Genomic DNA, 18,868 nt, shown 5'->3' with positions numbered 1-18,868 from the left:
ACGTCACTTGTTGTTCACGTGGTGTTTACTCGCGGGTGAAACGCAGCAGGTCGTAGGACTGGGCGGTTTTTCGGTCGGTCATTTCGAGCGGCCACCAGTCGTATTCGAGGTAGCGATCGGTTTGCTTGGTGATGACGTAGGCTTCTCCGCCCGACCGCAGTTTCTTCGCGGCGGTGACCATGAAATGCTCGGCGATTCGGAAGTCGCCGTAGTAGGGCGGATTGAGCAACGCGATGTCGCAAGCTGGCACGTTCGGTAGCTCTCCATCGTGATTCACGATGGCGGTCAGGTTGGTGATCTGGTTTTGGGCTGCCGCTCGCTCGGTGCACTGGACGGCTCGCGAATTGCAGTCGACAGCGTATGCGTGACCGGTTTGTGATCGCACGGCGGCCGCCATCGCGACGGCTCCATTGCCGCACCCCAGTTCCAGGACCGTGGAGCCTTCGGGAATGGGGACGTGCCGAATCATTGCTGCGGCGGCCCGGTCAACCGAACGATGAGAGAACACCGATGGACGAGAATGCACGGTCAGGATGCGATCGTCGACTCGGTGAGTGAATTCGGCGTCGAAGGTTTTCGGTTTGAATGTCTCGGATGATTTTCGCACGACGTAAACACGTCCGGTCGCGTGATCGTGGCATCGGACTTTGGGACCGAGAGCCTGCAACTGGTTCAGCAGCCAGGTGTCTTTGGGAGCGTTGACCGCGGCGATCAGTTCACCACCGATTGTCAGCCTTTGCCATGATTGATGAATGAGGTTGCGATTCATCTCCGCTTCGCCGGTTTTCAAGACTGGCAGCAAAGCGAGTTCCCACGAGGTGTCGGGAAGATCGGGTTGGCAGATCACATGAGCGTCTTCGGAGGTCACCTCGCGAGCCCGTTCGGCGCGGTGCAAATCCACGAACCAACTGGTGACTTTCGAATCGGGGAATGAGTCCACCAATGCATTGGCGAGTTGCCCTCGTCCCGGTGACATCACGATCGCGGAGGCGAGTGACGTGCGGTTGGAAGAAGCCAGGTGATCGATCAGCAATTGTTCCGACGGAAGCGGTGGCAGGTCACTCACCGCCAACTCCGATTTGCAGGGTGATGGTTTCATCCTCGAGTAGGTTCACGGTTCGAATCCGTGCCCAATCCTGGGCTTCGGCTTGAACGCGATGCCTGCCACGAAAGGCGCGGACGGTGGCGATGCCGTCAGCGTTTGTTTGAACGGTTTGGTCGGTCCACCAGGCTTGGAAGATCAGCTCTTCCCAGACTTGGCCGTTGGGTTTGATCGTCCAATCCTCGCGAATCATGGCGCCGTGGGGACGCCACATGTCGCCTTCCCAAAAACCCCAGGTCGTGAACCCGGTGGTCGCGGGATGGGCGAACACCAGCGTGAGAAAATCGCGAGTGAACTGGGCTTGGGTGGCTTCGTCACGTGTGTCGACATCAAACTCGGTGATTTCGATCGGCAACTGGAATCGTGAGAGCTCGTTGAGGACTTTCCAGGCTTCCGGCATGGTGATCAGGTCGGCTTGGAAGTGCCCTTGGACACCGATGCCTTCGACGGTTCCTCCGCTATCCAAGATTTGTTCGATCTGCTGGATGTAAGTCGTGAGATGTTTTGAGCGTTCGCTGCCGCCGGTCATCAATCCGTATTCGTTGATGAACCAACGAGCATTTGGCTGTGAGCGTTGGCCCCGGTTGAACACGTCGGCGTAGTAGTCTCGTCCCAGGACGTCGCCGACCAGGGACACATCGCGAAGTTCGTTGATGGCATCCCAGACCGCGATTGGCATGTCACGTGTCCGCTCCAGAGCGGCGTCCATCGCGGTTTCAATTTCGGTTTGGAATCGTGTGGGTTGATCGGCGAGTTGTTTGACGCGTTCGGGAATGAACTGTGGGTACAGCAGCAAGTGGTTCTTGATTTCGAATCCCGCGTCGATGGCCCATTCGGCGGTCGCATCGGCTTTGACGACCCCGGCTGGACGATCCGTGCCCCAGTCCGCCCAGTAACGCGGCAGGGTGACACGGTTGAACCAACGCTTGGTTTGTTCGCGAAATTTGGCGGCGTCTTCGCCGGCGTGGATCGGCGTGTTGCCGACGAAGGTCCCGAATGCGTAGTCGTGCTTTTGTTGTTGAACTTGAACGGTTGCACCAGCCAGCGGTTGACGAGCGGCATCGACCACTCGGATGGTGAGGTTGCGTTTACGATGGCGATCGATGCTGCGCTGAGCTTCGGCTCGCCAGGCATCGTTGTCCGCGCCTGGGTAGAACAACCGCGTGAACGGAAGGCTCGCGTCGGGAACGTTTCCTAACCCGATCAATTTCAGATCGCGAATTTCGAGTCGTTGCTTTTTTTCGGCGCACTGGATCGATGCATAGACACGATTGGCGTCGTAGTTCTGCTTGGCACGAAAGCAGATTCGAAACGGATGCCACTGATTGGGAACGTCGAAGGAGCGAAACCCGTTGGGTTCTTCGATTGGTTCCCAGGGATCGTTGGTCGCCATCGAGACATGAATGCTTCCCAGTCCATCCGTGCTGGATGCGATGGCTCGTGCGTCGAAGGAGACGCAGAACACGTCGGATGTCGACACCGAGTTTGAGATCGGCTCGCACTGAACCTGCAACGCCCAGGCTTCTTCTTGCGGGGCAGGGCAGTTGACCGTGATCAGGTTGTTTTGTCGGTCGATCGAACCGGTGCCGGGGCGGGCATCGAGTCGAAATTCGGCGGTGGGAACGAGCGTGGTTCCCTCCGCCGGAGTTTGCGATTCTTGTGCGAACGCATGGATGAGCGTGGCCGGTGCTCCGAGTGAACTCAGGAGCAAAGCGATTGCCAAAGGGGCCAGCCACCGACGCATGATCGAGCTCAATCTTGGATCTTGAGCAGGGCGTATTTGCGTTTGCCGCGGCGAAGCACCAAGACAGATCGGCCGTCCAGGTCATCGACGGTCAGGCGTTTCTGAACGTCTTCCACGCGAGTGTTGTTGACGTACACGCCGCCTTCGGACAAAGCCCGTCGAGCATCGCCGCCACTGTTGCACAGTTTTGCGGTTTGCAATGCTTCGACGATCCACAGGCCTTCGCCTTCAAGAGCCGATTTTGGCACGTCGCACGATGGAACGTCGGCAAAGATCTCACGCAGTTGTGAATCAGTGGTGTCGCCAAGTTCGCCACCGAACAGAATCTGCGTGGCTCGTTGAGCGGATTGGACTCCGGCTTCGCCGTGAACCAATTCGGTCAGCCATTGAGCCAGTCGTTTCTGTGCGGTGCGTTGTCCGGGATCGTTCTTGGTTTTGTCTTCGAGTTCGTCGTATTCGGCTCGCTCGATTTCGGTCAGGTACACCAAGCATCGCATCACGTCTTCATCGGCGACGTTGATCCAGTACTGGTAAAACGCGTACGGGCTGGTTCGCTCGGGATCCAACCACACGGCGCCGGATTCGGTCTTGCCCATTTTGCGACCGTCGCTGGTTGTCAGCAGCGGCGCGGTGATGCCAAACAATTGCTTGCCCAGCATGCGACGACCCAGGTCGATTCCAGCGGTGATGTTGCCCCACTGATCGCTGCCTCCGGCTTGGATGCGGCAATCGTGAGTCTTGGCCAAGTTCACGAAGTCGTAAGCCTGCAACAACATGTAACTGAATTCGGTGTAGCTCAGGCCGGCTTCGCTTTCCAATCGGCTGCGGACGGATTCTTTGCCCATCATCGCACCGACGGGGAAGTTCTTGCCAACGTCGCGAAGGAATTCGAGGTAGGAGTAATCCTTCATCCAGTCGAAATTGTTCAGCAACTTGGCTGCGTTTTCACCTTCGAAGTCGAGGAAGTGACGCATTTGAGCCGCGACGCCATCGACATTCTTTTGCAGTTGATCTGCCGACAACAGATTGCGTTCTTCGCTTTTGCCGCTGGGGTCTCCGATCATCCCGGTGGCACCGCCGACCAAGGCAATCGGATTGTGGCCGGCGCGTTGGAAGCGACGCAGCATCATCAACTGCATCATGCCGCCGACGTGCAGCGAGGTCGCCGTGGGGTCAAACCCGATGTAGATCGTTTGCGGACCCGAGTTGAGAAGCTCAGCGATTCCGTTTTCGTCGGTGGTTTGATTCAGCAAACCACGCCAACGGAGATCTTCGATCAGTGAATTGGTGGCGTTGGAAGTGGTCATACGAATTCGCTTCGGCACTCGTTCAGGATCGCCTCCGCGATGCGGAGATCTTCGGGGAAGGTGATTTTCAAATTGTCAGCGGAACCAGGGACAAGCTGAACTGGGTGAGAGGTTCGCTCCACCAGTTGAGCGTCGTCGGTGGCCAGTCGGCCTCGGTCGCGTGCGTAAGCTTGACAAATGACGTCGATCGCGAACACCTGGGGAGTCAACGCGACAAAAGTGTTGCGGCGATCGACGGTTTCCGATCCGCTGCCCGTGGTGCGTTTCAGGGTTCCGGAAACGGGAGCGGCCAGGATGGCGGCGCCGGTTTCAGCCGCCTTGGCGAAGACTCGGTCCAGGTCGGCTTGCCGGACCAAGGGTCGTGCTGCGTCGTGGATCGCGACCAGCGTTTGCGTGGATGCATTGGCGACCGCGGATTCGGCTGCGAATCGTTTCACTTGTTCCAATGCCGCGCCAACGCTTTCGCTGCGTGTCGCGCCGCCGCGAACGAGGTGAATCGGAACGGCGGAGAAGATGGCCGCGATTTGTTCACGAAACGTGGACTCGTCTTCTTCGGAAACCGCCAGCACGATTTGCCGGACGTCGCCGCGATTGTGGAATCGATCGATGGTGTGTTGCCACAGCGGTTTGCCATCCAAGATCGCAAACAGCTTGTTGGACTGGCTGCCAAAGCGTTGCCCGCTGCCAGCAGCGGGCATGATCACGGAAACAGAAGCAGCGCGGTTCATAAAGCAGGAACGCCGATCAAACGCGAGCGACGGGGTGCTTCAGTGGCAACCAAGCGGCATTGTCTTGGCTGCTGGCGACGCACTGTTGGATGAAGTACATGCCTTCGACGCCGTCATGAACGCTCGGGTAAAGCGACTTCTTGCGATCGATGGTGGTTCCTTCGGCCCGTTTGGCCATGTCGTCGAACGCGGCGGCGTAGACATTTGCGAAGGCTTCGAAGAAGGCTTCGGGGTGACCCGATGGCAAACGACACGATGCCGCGGCGGTTTCGTGCATGTAAGGCGCGTTGGGATCACGCGTGTAGATCTGGTGAGCCTTGCCGTTTTGGCGGTAGTGCAATTCGTTCGGGTTTTCTTGACGCCATTTCAACGAACCCTTGGTACCGTCGATCTCGATTTCCACATCGTTTTCGCGGCCGTGGCTGATCTGCGAGGCGGTGACGGTTCCCAAAGCACCGTTTTCGTAGCGGATCACTGCGGTGCCGTAATCGTCCAGCTTGCGGCCTTCGACGAATGATTTCAGGCTGCAACTGACCGTTTCGGGCAACACGCCCGTCATGAAGCGGCCCAAGTTGTAGGCGTGCGTGGCGATGTCGCCGAAAGCACCCGCGGCACCGCTCTTGGACGGGTCGGTTCGCCAGGAGGCTTGCTTTTGGTCGTCGTCTTCCAGTTTGTCGCGAAGCCAGCCTTGGATGTACTGCGAACGGATCGCGTTGATTTCGCCGAGTTCACCGCTCAGGATCATTTCGCGAGCTTGGCGAACGAGTGGATAGCCGGTGTAGTTGTGAGTCAGAGCAAAGACGACGTCGGAGTTTTCGACCGTTTTCAGCAATTGTTCGGCTTGATCCAAATCGAACGTCATCGGTTTGTCACAGACGACGTTGAAGCCAGCTTCGACGGCGGCTTTGGCGATTTCGAAGTGCGTGTGGTTGGGCGTGGTGACGCTGACGAAGTCGATTCGTTGGTCTTCTGGCAACCGTGATTCGGCGTCCAGCATGGCTTCGTAGCTGCCGTACGCTCGTGATTCGTCGACGCCGTATCCGGGGGCGGAGTTGCGGCTGCGTTCTGGGTTGCTGGAGAAGGCTCCGGCGACCAATTCGCTGCGATTATCCAGTCCGGCGGCGACGGTGTGGACGCGACCGATGAACGATCCCAGACCACCGCCAACGATTCCCATGCGGAGTTTTCTGTTCAGGGGAGCATTGAGCGACATGATGATTTTCGCGAGAAACGTGGAAAGAGGCGGTCCAGGACACGAGATTCCAATCGTAAAGTTCTCAGCCGATGCGTACAATCACAGGCTGAATCAACTCCATTGTTCCCTTCCTCTGCCGCTAGCTGAGAAACGATTCATGAAAGACTTTGCTGATCCCGCTCAATTGCCAGTCGTTCCAACCGAATCAACGCGATGCTGTGGGAATCGCGGATGGACGGTCGGTTTAGTCGGTGTGACTGCGGCAGCCATTGGGGCGGCCATCTACTTCGCAGGTGTCGCCTCCGAAGCCCGTCGTTCTGCAGAAACTGCCGCCGTGGGTGCGAACCCATCCGCACTGGCCAATTGGCAGAACCTGCCGATCGCCAACGCAACCGCCGCGGTTAGCAGCGAAACGTTTTCACTCGCGACGGGTGCCGTCAGTGATCAAGCAGACGGATTGTTCGTCCTGGATCACAATTCGGGTTTGCTTCAGTGTTCCGTGATGTATCCACGAGTCAATCGTTTTGCGGCCACGTTCACCGTCAACATCGCCGATGCGTTGGGGACCGATGGCAAGGGTGGGTCGTACATCATGGCGACTGGACAAGCCGATTTCCCCCGTAGTAGCAATAATCCAGTCGGACGTTCAGTCATCTATGTTTTGGATACCGCAACGGGCAACTACGCTTGCTACGGCGTTCCCTTCAATGCTCAAGCGATGAATGCCAACCGTCCACAACAAGGGTTGTTGGTGTTGATCGGACAAGGAACCGCGAACCCGGTGATCGATCGCGATAACTTGCGTTGATCCAGAAACGGTTCAGTTGAACGCGAGTTCGTCCGAAAAGCTTGAAGTCACCGACGATCGATTCCAAAAGGATCGATCGTGGACGGTCGCATGGATCGCGGGTTTGATTGTCGTCGGCATGGTCTTGGTGCTGGCGGGGATGGGCCGTCGTTTCTGGTGCGAGTGCGGGTCGTGGGTGCCATGGTCTTGGGACATTTGGACCGCCCACAATTCTCAGCACCTGATCGATCCCTATTTCTTTTCGCACGTCTTGCACGGCGTGCTGTTTTTCTGGGTACTCCGCTGGGTGCCTCGCCTGAATCGGACGCAATGCCTGTTGATCGCGTTGGGGCTGGAGGCAAGCTGGGAGATCTTGGAGAACTCGCCGTTGATCATCAAACGCTACCGCGAAGCGACGATGGCGGTGGGGTACACCGGTGATTCGATCGCGAATTCGGTCACGGATTTGGCGGCCTGCATGTTGGGATACTGGTTCTCATCCAGATTTCCTTGGCGTTGGTCGGTCGCGTTGTTTGTGGCCAGCGAGATCTTGATGTTGATCATGATTCGCGACAATTTGTTGCTAAACGTCTTGATGCTGGTCAGCCCAATTCCTGCGATCCAAGAGTGGCAGAGCGGCTGATTCGATCTTGCAGGCACCCTCCGCCGGATGGTATTGCGGAGCGTGAATGTTTGAAAATCGGCGTGTTGGACGCCCTTTTCATTGAAAATGACTGACTCCACGCCATGGAAGGCTGAATCAGGATGTCTGCTGGACGATTCCATTTGATCGCGTTGACGCTTGCCGTCGGTGCTTTGTGTTTAGGTTGGGACACTCGAACCTTCGCGGCGGAAGCGGAGTGGATTTGGGCGTCGGGAACAACCGCTGAGCAAGCGATCCCGCACGGCGAAACGTGCTGGTTCCGCAAATCTTTGAATTTGCGTCACCGTGGCGAAGCGATCGTCGAAGTTGCCGCTGATGATGCCTACGAAGTGCACGTCAACGGGCGTAAAGTCGGTGAGGGTGAGTCCTACCGGCAGATGCAAGAATTCGACATCAGCGACTACATCGAACCGGGACGCAATGTCGTCGCGGTTCAAGTTCAGAACACCCGTGGAAACACCGCTGCTCTGGTCGCTCGCGTGTCGATTCGACCTGAAACGGGTGAGAAGTGGTTCACGTTCAGTTCCGATCGAACATGGAAAACCAATCTGCAAGAAGTCCCGTTGTGGAACACCGCTGCGTACAACGACGGAGCTTGGCTGCCAGCGTCGACGTTTGGTCCGCTTGGCGAAACCGCTCCTTGGGATCGCGAACCCAGTGTCGAAGTTGAAGTCGCCAAAGAGAATTCCGAACGCTTTCAAATCCAACGCGGCTTCGGTGTTCAACGTTTGATCAACGACGACCAAGTCGGATCAGTCATTGCGATGGCGTTCGACGAATTCGGCCACGTGTTGCTTTCGCAAGAAGGCGGGCCATTGTTGATTGTCACCGACCGCGATGACGATGGTGTCCCTGAAGACGTTCAAACGTATTGCGACAAAGTCGAATCCATCCAAGGCATTTTGCCGCTCAATGGCGAGGTGTTCGTGACCGCCGATGGGCCAGACGGATCGGCTCTTTATCGATTGATCGACAAGGATCGAAACGGCGAACTTGAAACGGTCAAGACAATCGTCAAGTTCAGCGGCAGCGGTGGCGAGCACGGCCCTCATGGTTTGCGTTTGGGCCCTGACGGAATGATCTATGTCTCGGTTGGAAGTTACGTCAAGCCGATCGGAAAGACCGGTAGCGGTGAGACATTGAAAGACATTTACGAAGGCGATTTGTTGCCTCGTTACGAAGATCCGGGCGGCCACGGTCGAGGCGTGAAGGCTCCCGGTGGAACGATCATTCGAACCGACATCGAAGGCAAGGTCATCGAGCGAATTGCCGGTGGATTGCGGAACGCATACGACTTGGCATTCCACCCCGAAGGCAACTTGTTCGTGCATGACGCGGACATGGAAGCCGACGTTGAAACACCTTGGTATCGTCCCACGGCTCTGGTGGATGTTACCGAAGCGGGTGAGTTTGGTTGGCGAACTGGTTGGGCGAAATGGCCTGAGTATTACATCGATCGATTGCCAAACGTGCTGGACACTGGACGCGGCAGCCCGACCGGAATTGAGTGCTATGAGCACCACATGTTCCCGGTTCGATATCACAACAGTTTGTTCATGGCCGATTGGTCCGAAGGTCGGATCTTGAACGTCCGTCTGAAACCCAATGGCAGTGGATTCCAAGCTGACAGCGAAGTGTTCCTGAAAGGGCAGCCGCTCAACGTCACGGACTTGGCCGTCGGTCCCGATGGAGCGTTGTATTTCTGCACGGGCGGTCGCGGGACTGCTGGTGGCGTTTATCGAGTTGTCTATCAAGGCAAAATTCCAGAAGCGATGAAGCAACTCGGCAGCGGGATCGCCGCTGCGGTTCGCCAGCCTCAATTGGACGCTGCTTGGTCGCGCCAACGAATCGCCGCGATTCGACGCGAGTTGGGTAGCGATTGGGACCAGCAATTGGCAGGTGTCGCTTACAGCGATGAGAATCCGCCGTCCTATCGCATTCGAGCGATGAACCTGATGCAAATGTACGGGCCCGTTCCAAGCGACGATTTGCTGATCGAATTGTCCAAGGCCGAAAGCGAATTGGTTCGGCGTCGTGCAGCGATTCAGCTGGGACTGAACCCGTCAGCACGGGCGAAAGATCGTTTGAATGACATGCTGACCGACAGTGACTTGCGAGTTCGTCGTGCGGTTTGCGAAGCGATGCTTCGTAGCAATCAAATTCCGAGCGACCCGCAGCCATTGATTGACTTGTTGGCTCACGAGGATCGGGTTCTCTCTTATGTGGCTCGCCAAGTTTTGCAACGCATTCCAGCGGCAAAATGGAAAGAGACCGTCATTCTGCACAAAGACACACGGACCGCTTTGGTTGGTATGTTGGCATTGGTTGCCGCTGATACCAACAAGGCGACCGGATTGTTGGTTCTGAAGCGAACCAGCAACATGATGAAAGAATTCTTGAGCGACAAAGACTTTGTCGACACGCTACGCCTTTGCCAGGTCACGCTGCATCGTTGCAACATCAAGGCCGGCGAAGTTCAGTGGTTGTCCAAACAAATCGCGGATGAATTCCCCGCCGGCGATTCTCGCATGAATCACGAATTGATTCGCTTGGCGAGCTATCTGCAAGCTGAGTCTTTGGTTCCTCGGACGATGGAGTATTTGGAATCCGATGCGCCGGAGTTGGATCGCGTTTTAACTGCGATGTGTTTGCAACGCATCGATCGTCAATGGTCGGCTCGTGAGCGATTCGCATTGTTGAAGTTTTACGAAGGCATCGCCGGGCGAGACAGCGAGGGTTCGTTGCCAATGTACATGGTGGGTGTGACGCGAGATTTCGCTCGACATCTTTCGGAAGACGACATCCAAGCGATCTTGGACGAAGGCAGCCGTTGGCGTAATTCCGCCCTTGGTGCTTTGTTCCAACTGAAACGTCCTATCGACGAAGCGACCGCCGAAAAGCTGCGAACGCTGGACGATGAGCTCACCAACGAAGCCAAGGTGGACGATGTTCACCGGCGTTTGCGAACCGGAATCATCGCGATGTTGGCTTCGGCTCCTGACGACGCGTCGGCGGCGCACCTAAGAAAGATTTGGCGAACCGAACCTCAGCGTCGAGCGGTTGTGGCAATGGCATTGGCACAAAACCCTGACGGTGAAAACTGGGACTACTTGGTTCGCAGTTTGAATGTCCTGGATGGACCGGCCGCGAATGAAGTTGTCACTCGGCTCCGTTCGGTGCCAATCGCCACCGATGATCCGATGGCTCTTCGGTCGTTGGTCCTGATGGGGCTGCGTGCGGAAAAAGAAGGCACCACCTTTGAAAGTGTGGAGCAATTGCTCGAGCACTGGACTGGTATGCAACGTCCCGAAGGCGTGAAGCAGTCGATGGCTCCATGGCAACGTTGGTACGCGAAGACGTTCCCGGATCGTCCAGCGGCAGAATTGCCACGAGAAGATGAATCGAAATGGGATTTCGAACAGTTGATTTCTCACCTGGAAAGTGATGAAGGGCAGGGCGGTGACGCTCTGGCAGGTGCGGAGGTTTATGCCCGAGCCCAATGTGCGAATTGTCACCGTGCCGGGAATCAAGGCACCGTCATCGGTCCCGATTTGACCAGCGTGGCTCGTCGATTCACACGTCGCGAGATCCTAGAATCCGTTTTGTATCCATCACATGTTGTGAGCGATCAATACGCCAGCAAGAAGGTGCTGACGTTGGACGGTGAGGTCTACGTCGGAATGGTCAGCAAAGCTGGCGGCGATTTGCAAATTCGCGATTCGAACAACAACGTGACCACGTTGGCGGAGTCGGAAGTGGATCTGATCCAGCCCAGCCGATCGAGCATCATGCCGAGTGGTTTGCTGGACGATTTGTCGTTGCAGGACATCACTGACTTGATGGCGTACCTGAATGACGCTCGCCGAGTTGAAGTCGCGACCCGACCGAAGTGATTCGGGCTGCGAGGCTGTGTTCCAAAAGGGTGAGAACCCTTTGACGGGCAAGGGCTAAATCAAGCGTTCGAGCATTGCGGTGGCCAGTCCAAGGACGAGGAAGAAGCCGCACATGTCGGTCACGGTTGTTAGCAACGGGCCACTGGCGACTGCGGGGTCAAACCCGAGTCGTTTCAGTAGCAATGGCACGGTGCCTCCGATGGAAACGGCGATCAAAGTGTTGGCACACAACGCCACGCCCACCACGAGTCCCAGGTAAGGGTTGCCGTCCCAGACAACAGCAACGATTGCGACCAGCAATCCCAGGACCGATCCATTGATCAGTCCGACGCTGATTTCTTTCAGCCACACGCGAATCATTTCTGTGGGGCGAACCAAGCCGAGTGAAAGTTCTCGCATGCTCACCGCGACGGCTTGGTTGCCGCTGCAACCGCTCATGTCGCTGATGATTGGCAAGAACACCGCCAGAGCGATCACCTTGGACAACGTGTCTTGATAAACGGCGATCACGCCGGCGGCACCGATGTTGAGCAAGATGTTGATGCTGAGCCAACTGAGCCGTCGTTTTGCACGTTGCCACAGCGGCATCGTTCGCAGTTCTTCACCGCCGATGATCCCTTGGCTTTTTAGGAAATCATTCTCGGCTGCGCGAGTCGATTCGTAGTCCACGGCATTGCGGTGGACGACGCCCAGCAGTTTGTGGTTGTCGTCAACGACGGGCACGCCAAGGAAATGGTGTGCGTCGAAGAAGTCACGCAGTTCATCCAGCGGCATGCTGGCGGTGATCGACAACGGGTCGAGGATCATGATGTCCGCGACCGGGTCGGTGCGTTTTGCGAACAGCAGGTTTCGCATTGGCAACACGCCAACCAGCTTTTCGTCGTCATCGGTCAGGTAGGCATACTGAACGTCGTAGTCGCGGAATTCCTCTGCATTTTCAGAGAGTGTCGTGATGACTTCGTGAACCAGGCTCTTCTGATTGAAACGCAGGATCTCACGAACCAGCAAGCCACCGGCTTGGTCATCGCTGTACGCGGCCAATTCCCGAACCGAGGCGGCGTCTTCGGGCGGCAATGCTCGCAGAATGGATTCGGCTTGATCGTCGTCCAAGTCACCCAGCAAGTCAGCCTGTTCATCGCTGGTCATCTCCTGGACGATCGCGGCGGCGTCTGAAACTTCGAGCGAGTCGACCAATTCGGCGGCTTGCGTTTCGCTGAGGTGACGCAGGATTTCGGCCGCTTCCTCGGCGGGAAGCAAGGTCAAGACGGCGCAGTAATGTTCCTCGTCCAAACGGTTCAGCGCCAACGCTTGGTCATTGGGGCCTAGTTTGGAGAGGAAGTTTTCGACGCCGATCGCGTCGCCTGCTTCGGCCAGTTCGCCCAATCGCTCCCATGGTCGCCAATCCGATTGCTGGGCGGATTCGTCGAGATCAGAAGTCGTGGGTTGTTCGGGGGAGGCGGGGACATTCACTGGTGCAGGGGGCCGCTTGAAGGTGTAGATTGTCGGATTTGAGTTGCCACGGCTGTTCTTACCGAGACCTCGTTTTGTCACTTGCTGTTCGTCTACTGTCCGAATTGATCGCTTATCCAACGGTCAGTCATACCAGCAACGGAGCGATCACGGAGTGGGTGGCAGATCGTTTGCGAGCGCAAGGGTTCGAATGTGAGCAAACGCGGTACCTGGATGGTGAAGGTGTCCCAAAATTCAATTTGATTGCCAAGCGTTTGCCACCGGATTCCAGTTTGGAATCTGGCAATTTGTCGACGCAATCCATCGATCGGCTTGAGTTGGATCGACCCGAAAACGAGATCGGGTTGGCGTATTTCTGTCACACCGATGTTGTCCCCGCGGATCGTTGGGGAGGACCGGGCGGAAACCCATTTGAGGCCGTGGTCGAAGACAACCGTCTGTATGGTCGTGGTGCTTGTGACATGAAGGGATCGCTCGCAGCGATGCTGGCCGCCGTCGACGGTTTGGATGCCTCGATGCAATCCGCACCGCTATGGATCGTTTGCACCGCCGACGAAGAAGTCGGGCTTCGTGGTGCCAAGGAATTGGCCCAAAGCAGTCAGGCGTATCGCGAAATCGTTTCTCGCAATCCGGTCGCGTTGATCGGTGAGCCAACGGAACTTCGAATTGTCCACGCTCATAAAGGGATGGGCGGGTTCCGAGTGATCTCGCATGGCAAAGCCGCCCACAGCAGCACGGCGAAAGGCATCAACGCGAACGTCGCGATGATACCGTTGTTGCAGACGATCCTTGAGTTGCACGAACGGGTTCAGACGGATCCCATGTTGCGGGACGACCGATTCGACCCTCCGACGTTGACGTTCAATTTTGGAATCAGTGACCACGCCGACGCGACCAACATCGTGCCCGACCGATGTGAAGTTTGGGCCAATTGGCGAACGATGCCCCACGTCGACGGTGAGTGTTTGATGGAGGACGCGAAGGTTGCCGCTGAGCAACTCGGATTGCAATTTCGCGGTTACAAATCGGTCGCTCCGCTGGAAACATCAATTGACGATCCCCCGCTCGTTCGGATGTGCGAGCTGGCCAGGTCTTACTGCGGGCGCGATAAACCGGAGACGGTTTGTTATGCGACTGACGGTGCGGTGTTGGGAGAACTTCAGCATCGAATTGTTTGCGGACCGGGCAGCATCGAACAGGCGCACACGGTTGATGAGTTCATCGAGCTGGAATCGCTCGAGAATGGAGTTGCACTGTTTCGAGATGCGATTCAGGCCTTCGCAATGCGGTCTTGATTGACTTGCGTGATGGATGGACCAGTTCTGTTCAGCCGTAAAAGGAATCGATCCCGACCGCGTCGAATGCCGACTCGTAGTGTTCGACACGAGTTGGACGCGGTTCATCTCGCGGCCACCAAACCGCAACGACGTCAAAGCGACACGCGATGCCGAGTAACTTCTTGCGTTTCAAGTAGCGTAGGGCGGCTCGCGTGATACGTGCCTGTTTGTTTTCATCGACGCGGTCTGCCGGGTGTCCTGGCCGCGTGGTCGATAGCGTTTTGACTTCGACGAAGACAATCAGACGTGGCCGCTTGCGAAGAGCGATCAAGTCGATTTCACCGGCGCGATCGGATTCACTCTCGGCGATGACGTTCAGGCCTTTGCGCCTCAGCAATTGAGCGGCTGCTTGCTCACCGCGGCGTCCGAGTTGAGCGTTCTCGTCGATCGAACCAAAGCGATAGTCGACGTACCAGTTTCTGAACCGCTTGCCGCGTGAGGTGATCCAGGCAAGCGTCTGACGAGTGCGATTGGCAAGGCGGTTGGTTGCCAAACGTCGGCCTCAGGGTTTGGAGACGTGACGGTATTGCCCGAAGTTCTTTTCCGCGATCCGACGCATCCGGCTTTCGCCTTCGCGGCTGTGATAGCTGATCGTGTGAACAATGCTGATGGGGTTTGTGTCGCCAAACAAATTGGTCGATCGGTTTTCTTCGGACAGCAGGTCCTCGATGCCTTGTGGGAACTCACCATCGCTGAGCAGGAAGATCACATCGGGTTTGAGTCCCAAGGCGAAACGCAGTGGTTCATAGGGAGCTTTACCGCGATCCATGGAAACTCGCATGGCCCAATTGCGAAGTTGTTGCTTGTTTTTCGCGGTGGCGTATGCACTGCGTGTTTCAGGTTCGGGGGATCCCGACAACTGCATGTAGTCGCATTCGGCGTCAAAGAAAACAACGTAAAACCGCTGCTTCTCCGTCAGCATGTCAATTGATTGCAGTAGCGCCGATCGAGCGGATGTGAAGGCATCGCCCATGCTGCCGGAGCTGTCGACGAGGTACACAAAGTGGTTGCCGCCACCTTCCACGCCGCAAAACTCCATTTGCGATTTGGAGTCGGACTTCAGCTTTTGCATCGCTTGAGAAGCGGCGGACGACGAGCTGGAAAGCGATGACAGATTCGATGCCGCCGCGGCAACGGAATCCATTGCTGTCGAGGTGATGTCCACCATTGGCATTTCGCCAATTTCACTGACATCGTACTGGACTTCGTCTGGTTGCGATTGAGTTGGTTCGGTGATGGGTTCGCTGCTTTCAATGGCAAACGTTTCCATCGCCGTCTCTTCGCTTTCGCTGGATGCGGAAGCGGAGAATGCCATTTGATCCTTTGGTCGAGCGTTGCTGAGCGTGAATGCGGCAAGGATGAAAAGCAGAACCACATGCACGACCGTGCTGACGATCAACGCGGCTGGTTTTGCACGTCGTCCATTCGTATTGGTCTCTTCATCATCTTCCACAACGCTGGGAAGCGGTTCGCTGAAAGAGGATGGCTCGTCTTCCGTTGGAAGAAGCGAGTCGTCTTGTGGTTCGAGATCAGACGTCGTGGTTTCAGAAGCCGTGGATTCGTCGAGCAGATCTGTGTCGGTGGCAACCTCGGGTTCGAGTGGTTCCGTCGGCGGTGTTGGAGCGAGATCCGGCAACGCGGTTTCACTGAGGCGTCTCATCTTCGGCGCTCGCACCGATGCGCCGTGTCCGGAATCGTGCCGGGTGGTGACCTTGGTGAACGAGTCGAAAGCCTCGCGAACTTCGTTCCATGATGAAAAGCGACCGGAGCTTTGGAAGCTCGACGGGTTCAGGTTGTTTTGAGATGCACTCGGTGCTGGCTCGGCAATGTGAGGCAGGTCAATGGGCTGCCCGGTTTCGATCGATTCCAGTTCCGCTTCGATTTGCGACGCGGTTGCTTCGAGTCGGGCCGCGTTGGCCTCGAGTCTTGCCGCATGGGCTTCGCGACGGACGCGAAGCAATTCAGCATGCAGTTCCGCTTTCCGAGCACGCAACGCGTCGGCATGATTCGGTGAAAGACCGGAGGCGGGGTCGACGCGATCGGAATCAGGAGCGTTCATCAATCCGTTGGAAGCAGTCGGCAGAATTCACGCATCCAAGCGGGGTGAGCAGGCCAGGCTGGTGCCGTGACCAGATTGCCATCGACGTGGGCGGTGTCCATGCCTTCGCCGGGAGTCATGTAGGTTCCGCCGCCGATTTGAACTTCGGGAGCGACGGCTGGATAGCAGCTGCACTCACGGTCCTTGAGCACACCAGCGGCGGCCAGGATTTGTGGGCCGTGACAAACCGCTGCGATGGGTTTGTTCTGATCCGCGAAATGGCGAACGATGTCGAGGACCTTTTCGTTGAGCCGCAGATACTCGGGTGCTCGGCCGCCCGGGATGACCAGGGCGTCGAAGGTTTCAGGCTGCAATCCTTCGAAGTCGGCCGTGATCGCGAATCGGTGTCCCGGTTTTTCGCTGTAGGTCTGGTGGCCTTCGAAGTCGTGGATCGCGGTGGCTACGGAGTCTCCGGCGGATTTGCCAGGACAGACGGTGGCCACTTCGTGTTCCAGCATCAGCAACATCTGATAGGGAACCATGGCTTCGTAATCTTCGACGAAGTCGCCGACGAGCATCAAAATTTTGGCCATTCTGCCTGGGAGCGGATACGAGGGAATGGAAAAGCGGCGGTCAGAAACTGCCCGTGAGAGGGGCGGATGCTGGCAGCCTGAAAGAAGAACGCGAAAAACGGGTGCCGATCACGACGTTTGAATCGATCTTTCCGGCTTTTTTTTGCGAGGCGAGTGTACCCAAATTCGTTCAGATTGGGAAATTCGCCGTCGGGGCGATCGTGGATTATGCTGAACGGTCTTCCGGATGGCTCCCGTTCTTTTCTGGTATCGCTGCAATGCACCGCTCTTTTCACTCCCGTCTCATCCTTTCACTGACGCTGGTCGCCGCCTACGCGATTGGATTGTCCGCGTCCGCACTAGCCGATCACGAGTTGCTGGGCCCCAACGAGACTCGCCAACTTGGATTGGAAGAAGTTTGGCGACGCAATCTGAGCGTTCCTGCGGGACGTCAATCGATCGTTGATCAAAAGATGATCGTCCACCAAACGCAAAGCCACGTGTTTGTGGAAATCGTGGAAAAGTCGGGCGAGCCAAAGCCAGCTGAATCCGAGCCTGTTGCTGAGGGAGAAGACGCGGCTCCGGAGATCGACGAGGAGGTCGTCGTCTACGCACGTTTTCAAGTCGACAGTGACTTGTCCCGACGAGGTGCAATCGACCAGAAAGAAGCGGAGCGATTGGCGAACAACGAAATCCGCCGCATGAAACGTCGAGGCATCGACGCTGAGTTGCGAAATCGGACAATTTCAACGATTCGGTTCTACACGCTTTCGGACGATGGGACCGTCGAGTGCCGAGATGCTGAGTCAGGTGATTTGATTTGGTTGCAACGTGTTGGTTCCAACATGCGTGGCTACGGTGGTTTGGGAGTGGACGAGGAGTTCGTTTCTGTTGTCAACGGTGGCGAGCTGATCAAGTTGGACGTCAAGAACGGACAAGTGTTTGGCGCAACTTCGTTGGAATACGTTCCGCTGCAAGGCGTCGTGCACTGCAACGGATTCGCACTGGTGCCATCGATTGGTGACCGAATCGCGGGTTATGGATTGGTGGACCCAACGATCGATCCATTCGCTGAGATTGTTGCCGGATCGGCATTGGCGATGCCGACGCATGCCGCGGACTCCAACAAAGTGGGTTGGGGAACCAGCCAAGGGTTTGTCTACGTGATGGAAATGGAAGGCGAACCGAACGTTCAGTTTCGCTTGAACACAGACGGGATCGTCAGCGGAGCTCTTGCCGCGGCTCCCGGGGAACGTTTCTTCTTCGGTTCAGAGTCCGGGCAAATCTACGGGATCAAAGCCACCCGCGAAGGCGAAGTGTTGTGGAGTCGACCGACCGGCGAGCCGATCTACGAGAGCCCGATCTTCTTCAACGAAAAGGTTTTCTATCCGACGACCTACGGCAATCTGATGTGCGTGTCGGCGAGCGATGGCTATTCCGTGTGGCCACAAATTGTGCCTGGCGTTCAGAAATTACTCGGTGCGATCGACGGCAAAATCTACGCACGAAGCATGTCGGGATCGCTGTTGGTGATGTCTATGGAAGATGGCTCGTTGCTCGGCCGTTTCCCTCGTATTCAACCAGAGGCGTTGTTGGTCAATCGTTCCACCGACCGTCTGTATTTGGTCAACGACCGGGGCACGATGCAGTGCTTGCGACGTCCTGGTTCGGTGATTCCGAAGGTGGTCAAATCGTTGCCCCCTGTCGAATCCGAAGAGGAAGCCGATACGGAACTGGAGAAGCAGGAACCAGAATCGACGACGCCAAAGATCGTCGACCCATTTGGTGGTGACGGCGGAGCAGATCCGTTCGGTGACACCATGGAAGATCCATTTGCTCCCGCGGGGGGGCAAGATCCATTCGGCGACTTCTGATTCGCCCGGCAATCTGACATCTGGGCTCTCCTCGGAAGCGGAAACGATTCCGGGAGAGGGTACGCACGTGATCTAGCGCAAAGTCGTTCTTTTTGGTAGACTGCTGCCTGCTATTTGACGCTTTTTTTTGACGTGGGGGCGAGTCCGCCTTCAGCGT

At 56.7% G+C, this 18,868-nt stretch carries 14 protein-coding genes; 5 read left to right on the top strand and 9 right to left on the bottom strand.

Features of this window, described 5'->3' with window-relative positions; genetic code table 11:
• Positions 1–25: 25 nt before the first annotated feature.
• Genes B2R17_RS06320 through B2R17_RS06300 form a run of 5 tightly spaced genes read right to left on the bottom strand, consistent with a single transcriptional unit; the run spans position 26 to position 6,175 of the window.
• Complete coding sequence (locus B2R17_RS06320) at positions 26–1,066, bottom strand: class I SAM-dependent methyltransferase (protein ID WP_286763306.1); 1,041 nt, start codon at positions 1,064–1,066, stop codon at positions 26–28.
• Positions 1,059–2,846, bottom strand: a complete 1,788-nt coding sequence (locus tag B2R17_RS06315) for an endo-1,4-beta-xylanase (protein ID WP_286763305.1) — start codon at positions 2,844–2,846, stop codon at positions 1,059–1,061. The genes B2R17_RS06320 and B2R17_RS06315 overlap by 8 nt, the downstream gene beginning before the upstream one ends.
• Positions 2,847–2,854: 8 nt before the next feature.
• Entirely contained in the window at positions 2,855–4,153 is a 1,299-nt protein-coding gene (gene tyrS / locus B2R17_RS06310; protein WP_286763304.1) for a tyrosine--tRNA ligase, read from the bottom strand.
• Positions 4,150–4,881, bottom strand: coding sequence for a 2-C-methyl-D-erythritol 4-phosphate cytidylyltransferase (gene ispD / locus B2R17_RS06305; RefSeq protein ID WP_286763303.1), 732 nt, complete (start codon positions 4,879–4,881; stop codon positions 4,150–4,152). Before ispD ends, tyrS begins: the two co-directional genes overlap by 4 nt.
• A gap of 16 nt (positions 4,882–4,897) precedes the next feature.
• Positions 4,898–6,175 carry a Gfo/Idh/MocA family protein gene (locus B2R17_RS06300; RefSeq protein ID WP_286763302.1) on the bottom strand — a complete coding sequence of 426 codons (1,278 nt, stop codon included), beginning with the start codon at positions 6,173–6,175 and terminating at the stop codon, positions 4,898–4,900.
• Positions 6,176–6,233: 58 nt separating this feature from the next.
• Here B2R17_RS06300 and B2R17_RS06295 point away from each other — a divergent pair, with 58 nt between their 5' ends.
• From B2R17_RS06295 to B2R17_RS06285, 3 genes are all read left to right on the top strand, one after another.
• Positions 6,234–6,884 carry a hypothetical protein gene (locus B2R17_RS06295; protein WP_286763301.1) on the top strand — a complete coding sequence of 217 codons (651 nt, stop codon included), beginning with the start codon at positions 6,234–6,236 and terminating at the stop codon, positions 6,882–6,884.
• Positions 6,885–6,900: 16 nt separating this feature from the next.
• Positions 6,901–7,506 carry a DUF2585 family protein gene (locus B2R17_RS06290; protein ID WP_286763300.1) on the top strand — a complete coding sequence of 202 codons (606 nt, stop codon included), beginning with the start codon at positions 6,901–6,903 and terminating at the stop codon, positions 7,504–7,506.
• A 122-nt stretch (positions 7,507–7,628) separates the two neighbouring features.
• Complete coding sequence (locus B2R17_RS06285) at positions 7,629–11,420, top strand: DUF7133 domain-containing protein (RefSeq protein ID WP_286763299.1); 3,792 nt, start codon at positions 7,629–7,631, stop codon at positions 11,418–11,420.
• A gap of 54 nt (positions 11,421–11,474) precedes the next feature.
• On the opposite strand, the gene mgtE is transcribed toward B2R17_RS06285, so the two are convergent.
• Complete coding sequence (gene mgtE / locus B2R17_RS06280; RefSeq protein ID WP_008661123.1) at positions 11,475–12,890, bottom strand: magnesium transporter; 1,416 nt, start codon at positions 12,888–12,890, stop codon at positions 11,475–11,477.
• A gap of 74 nt (positions 12,891–12,964) precedes the next feature.
• Here mgtE and B2R17_RS06275 point away from each other — a divergent pair, with 74 nt between their 5' ends.
• Positions 12,965–14,185: a M20 family metallopeptidase gene (locus tag B2R17_RS06275; RefSeq protein ID WP_286763298.1), complete on the top strand. Its 1,221-nt coding sequence runs from the start codon at positions 12,965–12,967 to the stop codon at positions 14,183–14,185.
• Between the two features lie 31 nt (positions 14,186–14,216).
• Here the strand turns inward: B2R17_RS06275 and B2R17_RS06270 are convergent, their stop codons facing one another.
• Genes B2R17_RS06270 through B2R17_RS06260 form a run of 3 tightly spaced genes read right to left on the bottom strand, consistent with a single transcriptional unit; the run spans position 14,217 to position 16,858 of the window.
• Positions 14,217–14,720, bottom strand: a complete 504-nt coding sequence (locus B2R17_RS06270) for a YraN family protein (RefSeq protein ID WP_286763297.1) — start codon at positions 14,718–14,720, stop codon at positions 14,217–14,219.
• Positions 14,721–14,729: 9 nt separating this feature from the next.
• Complete coding sequence (locus B2R17_RS06265) at positions 14,730–16,286, bottom strand: hypothetical protein (RefSeq protein ID WP_286763296.1); 1,557 nt, start codon at positions 16,284–16,286, stop codon at positions 14,730–14,732.
• Positions 16,286–16,858, bottom strand: coding sequence for a DJ-1/PfpI family protein (locus B2R17_RS06260; RefSeq protein WP_008671087.1), 573 nt, complete (start codon positions 16,856–16,858; stop codon positions 16,286–16,288). Before B2R17_RS06260 ends, B2R17_RS06265 begins: the two co-directional genes overlap by 1 nt.
• Before the next feature lie 257 nt (positions 16,859–17,115).
• Between B2R17_RS06260 and B2R17_RS06255 the strand changes: the two genes are divergently transcribed.
• Positions 17,116–18,711: a PQQ-binding-like beta-propeller repeat protein gene (locus B2R17_RS06255; RefSeq protein ID WP_286763295.1), complete on the top strand. Its 1,596-nt coding sequence runs from the start codon at positions 17,116–17,118 to the stop codon at positions 18,709–18,711.
• Positions 18,712–18,868 lie beyond the last annotated feature (157 nt).

The organism is Rhodopirellula sp. UBA1907, assembly GCF_002337565.1.
Taxonomy (GTDB): Bacteria; Planctomycetota; Planctomycetia; order Pirellulales; family Pirellulaceae; genus Rhodopirellula; species Rhodopirellula europaea.
Note: the sequence above shows the minus strand (reverse complement) of the source record. Positions and strands in the feature narration are given on the sequence as shown.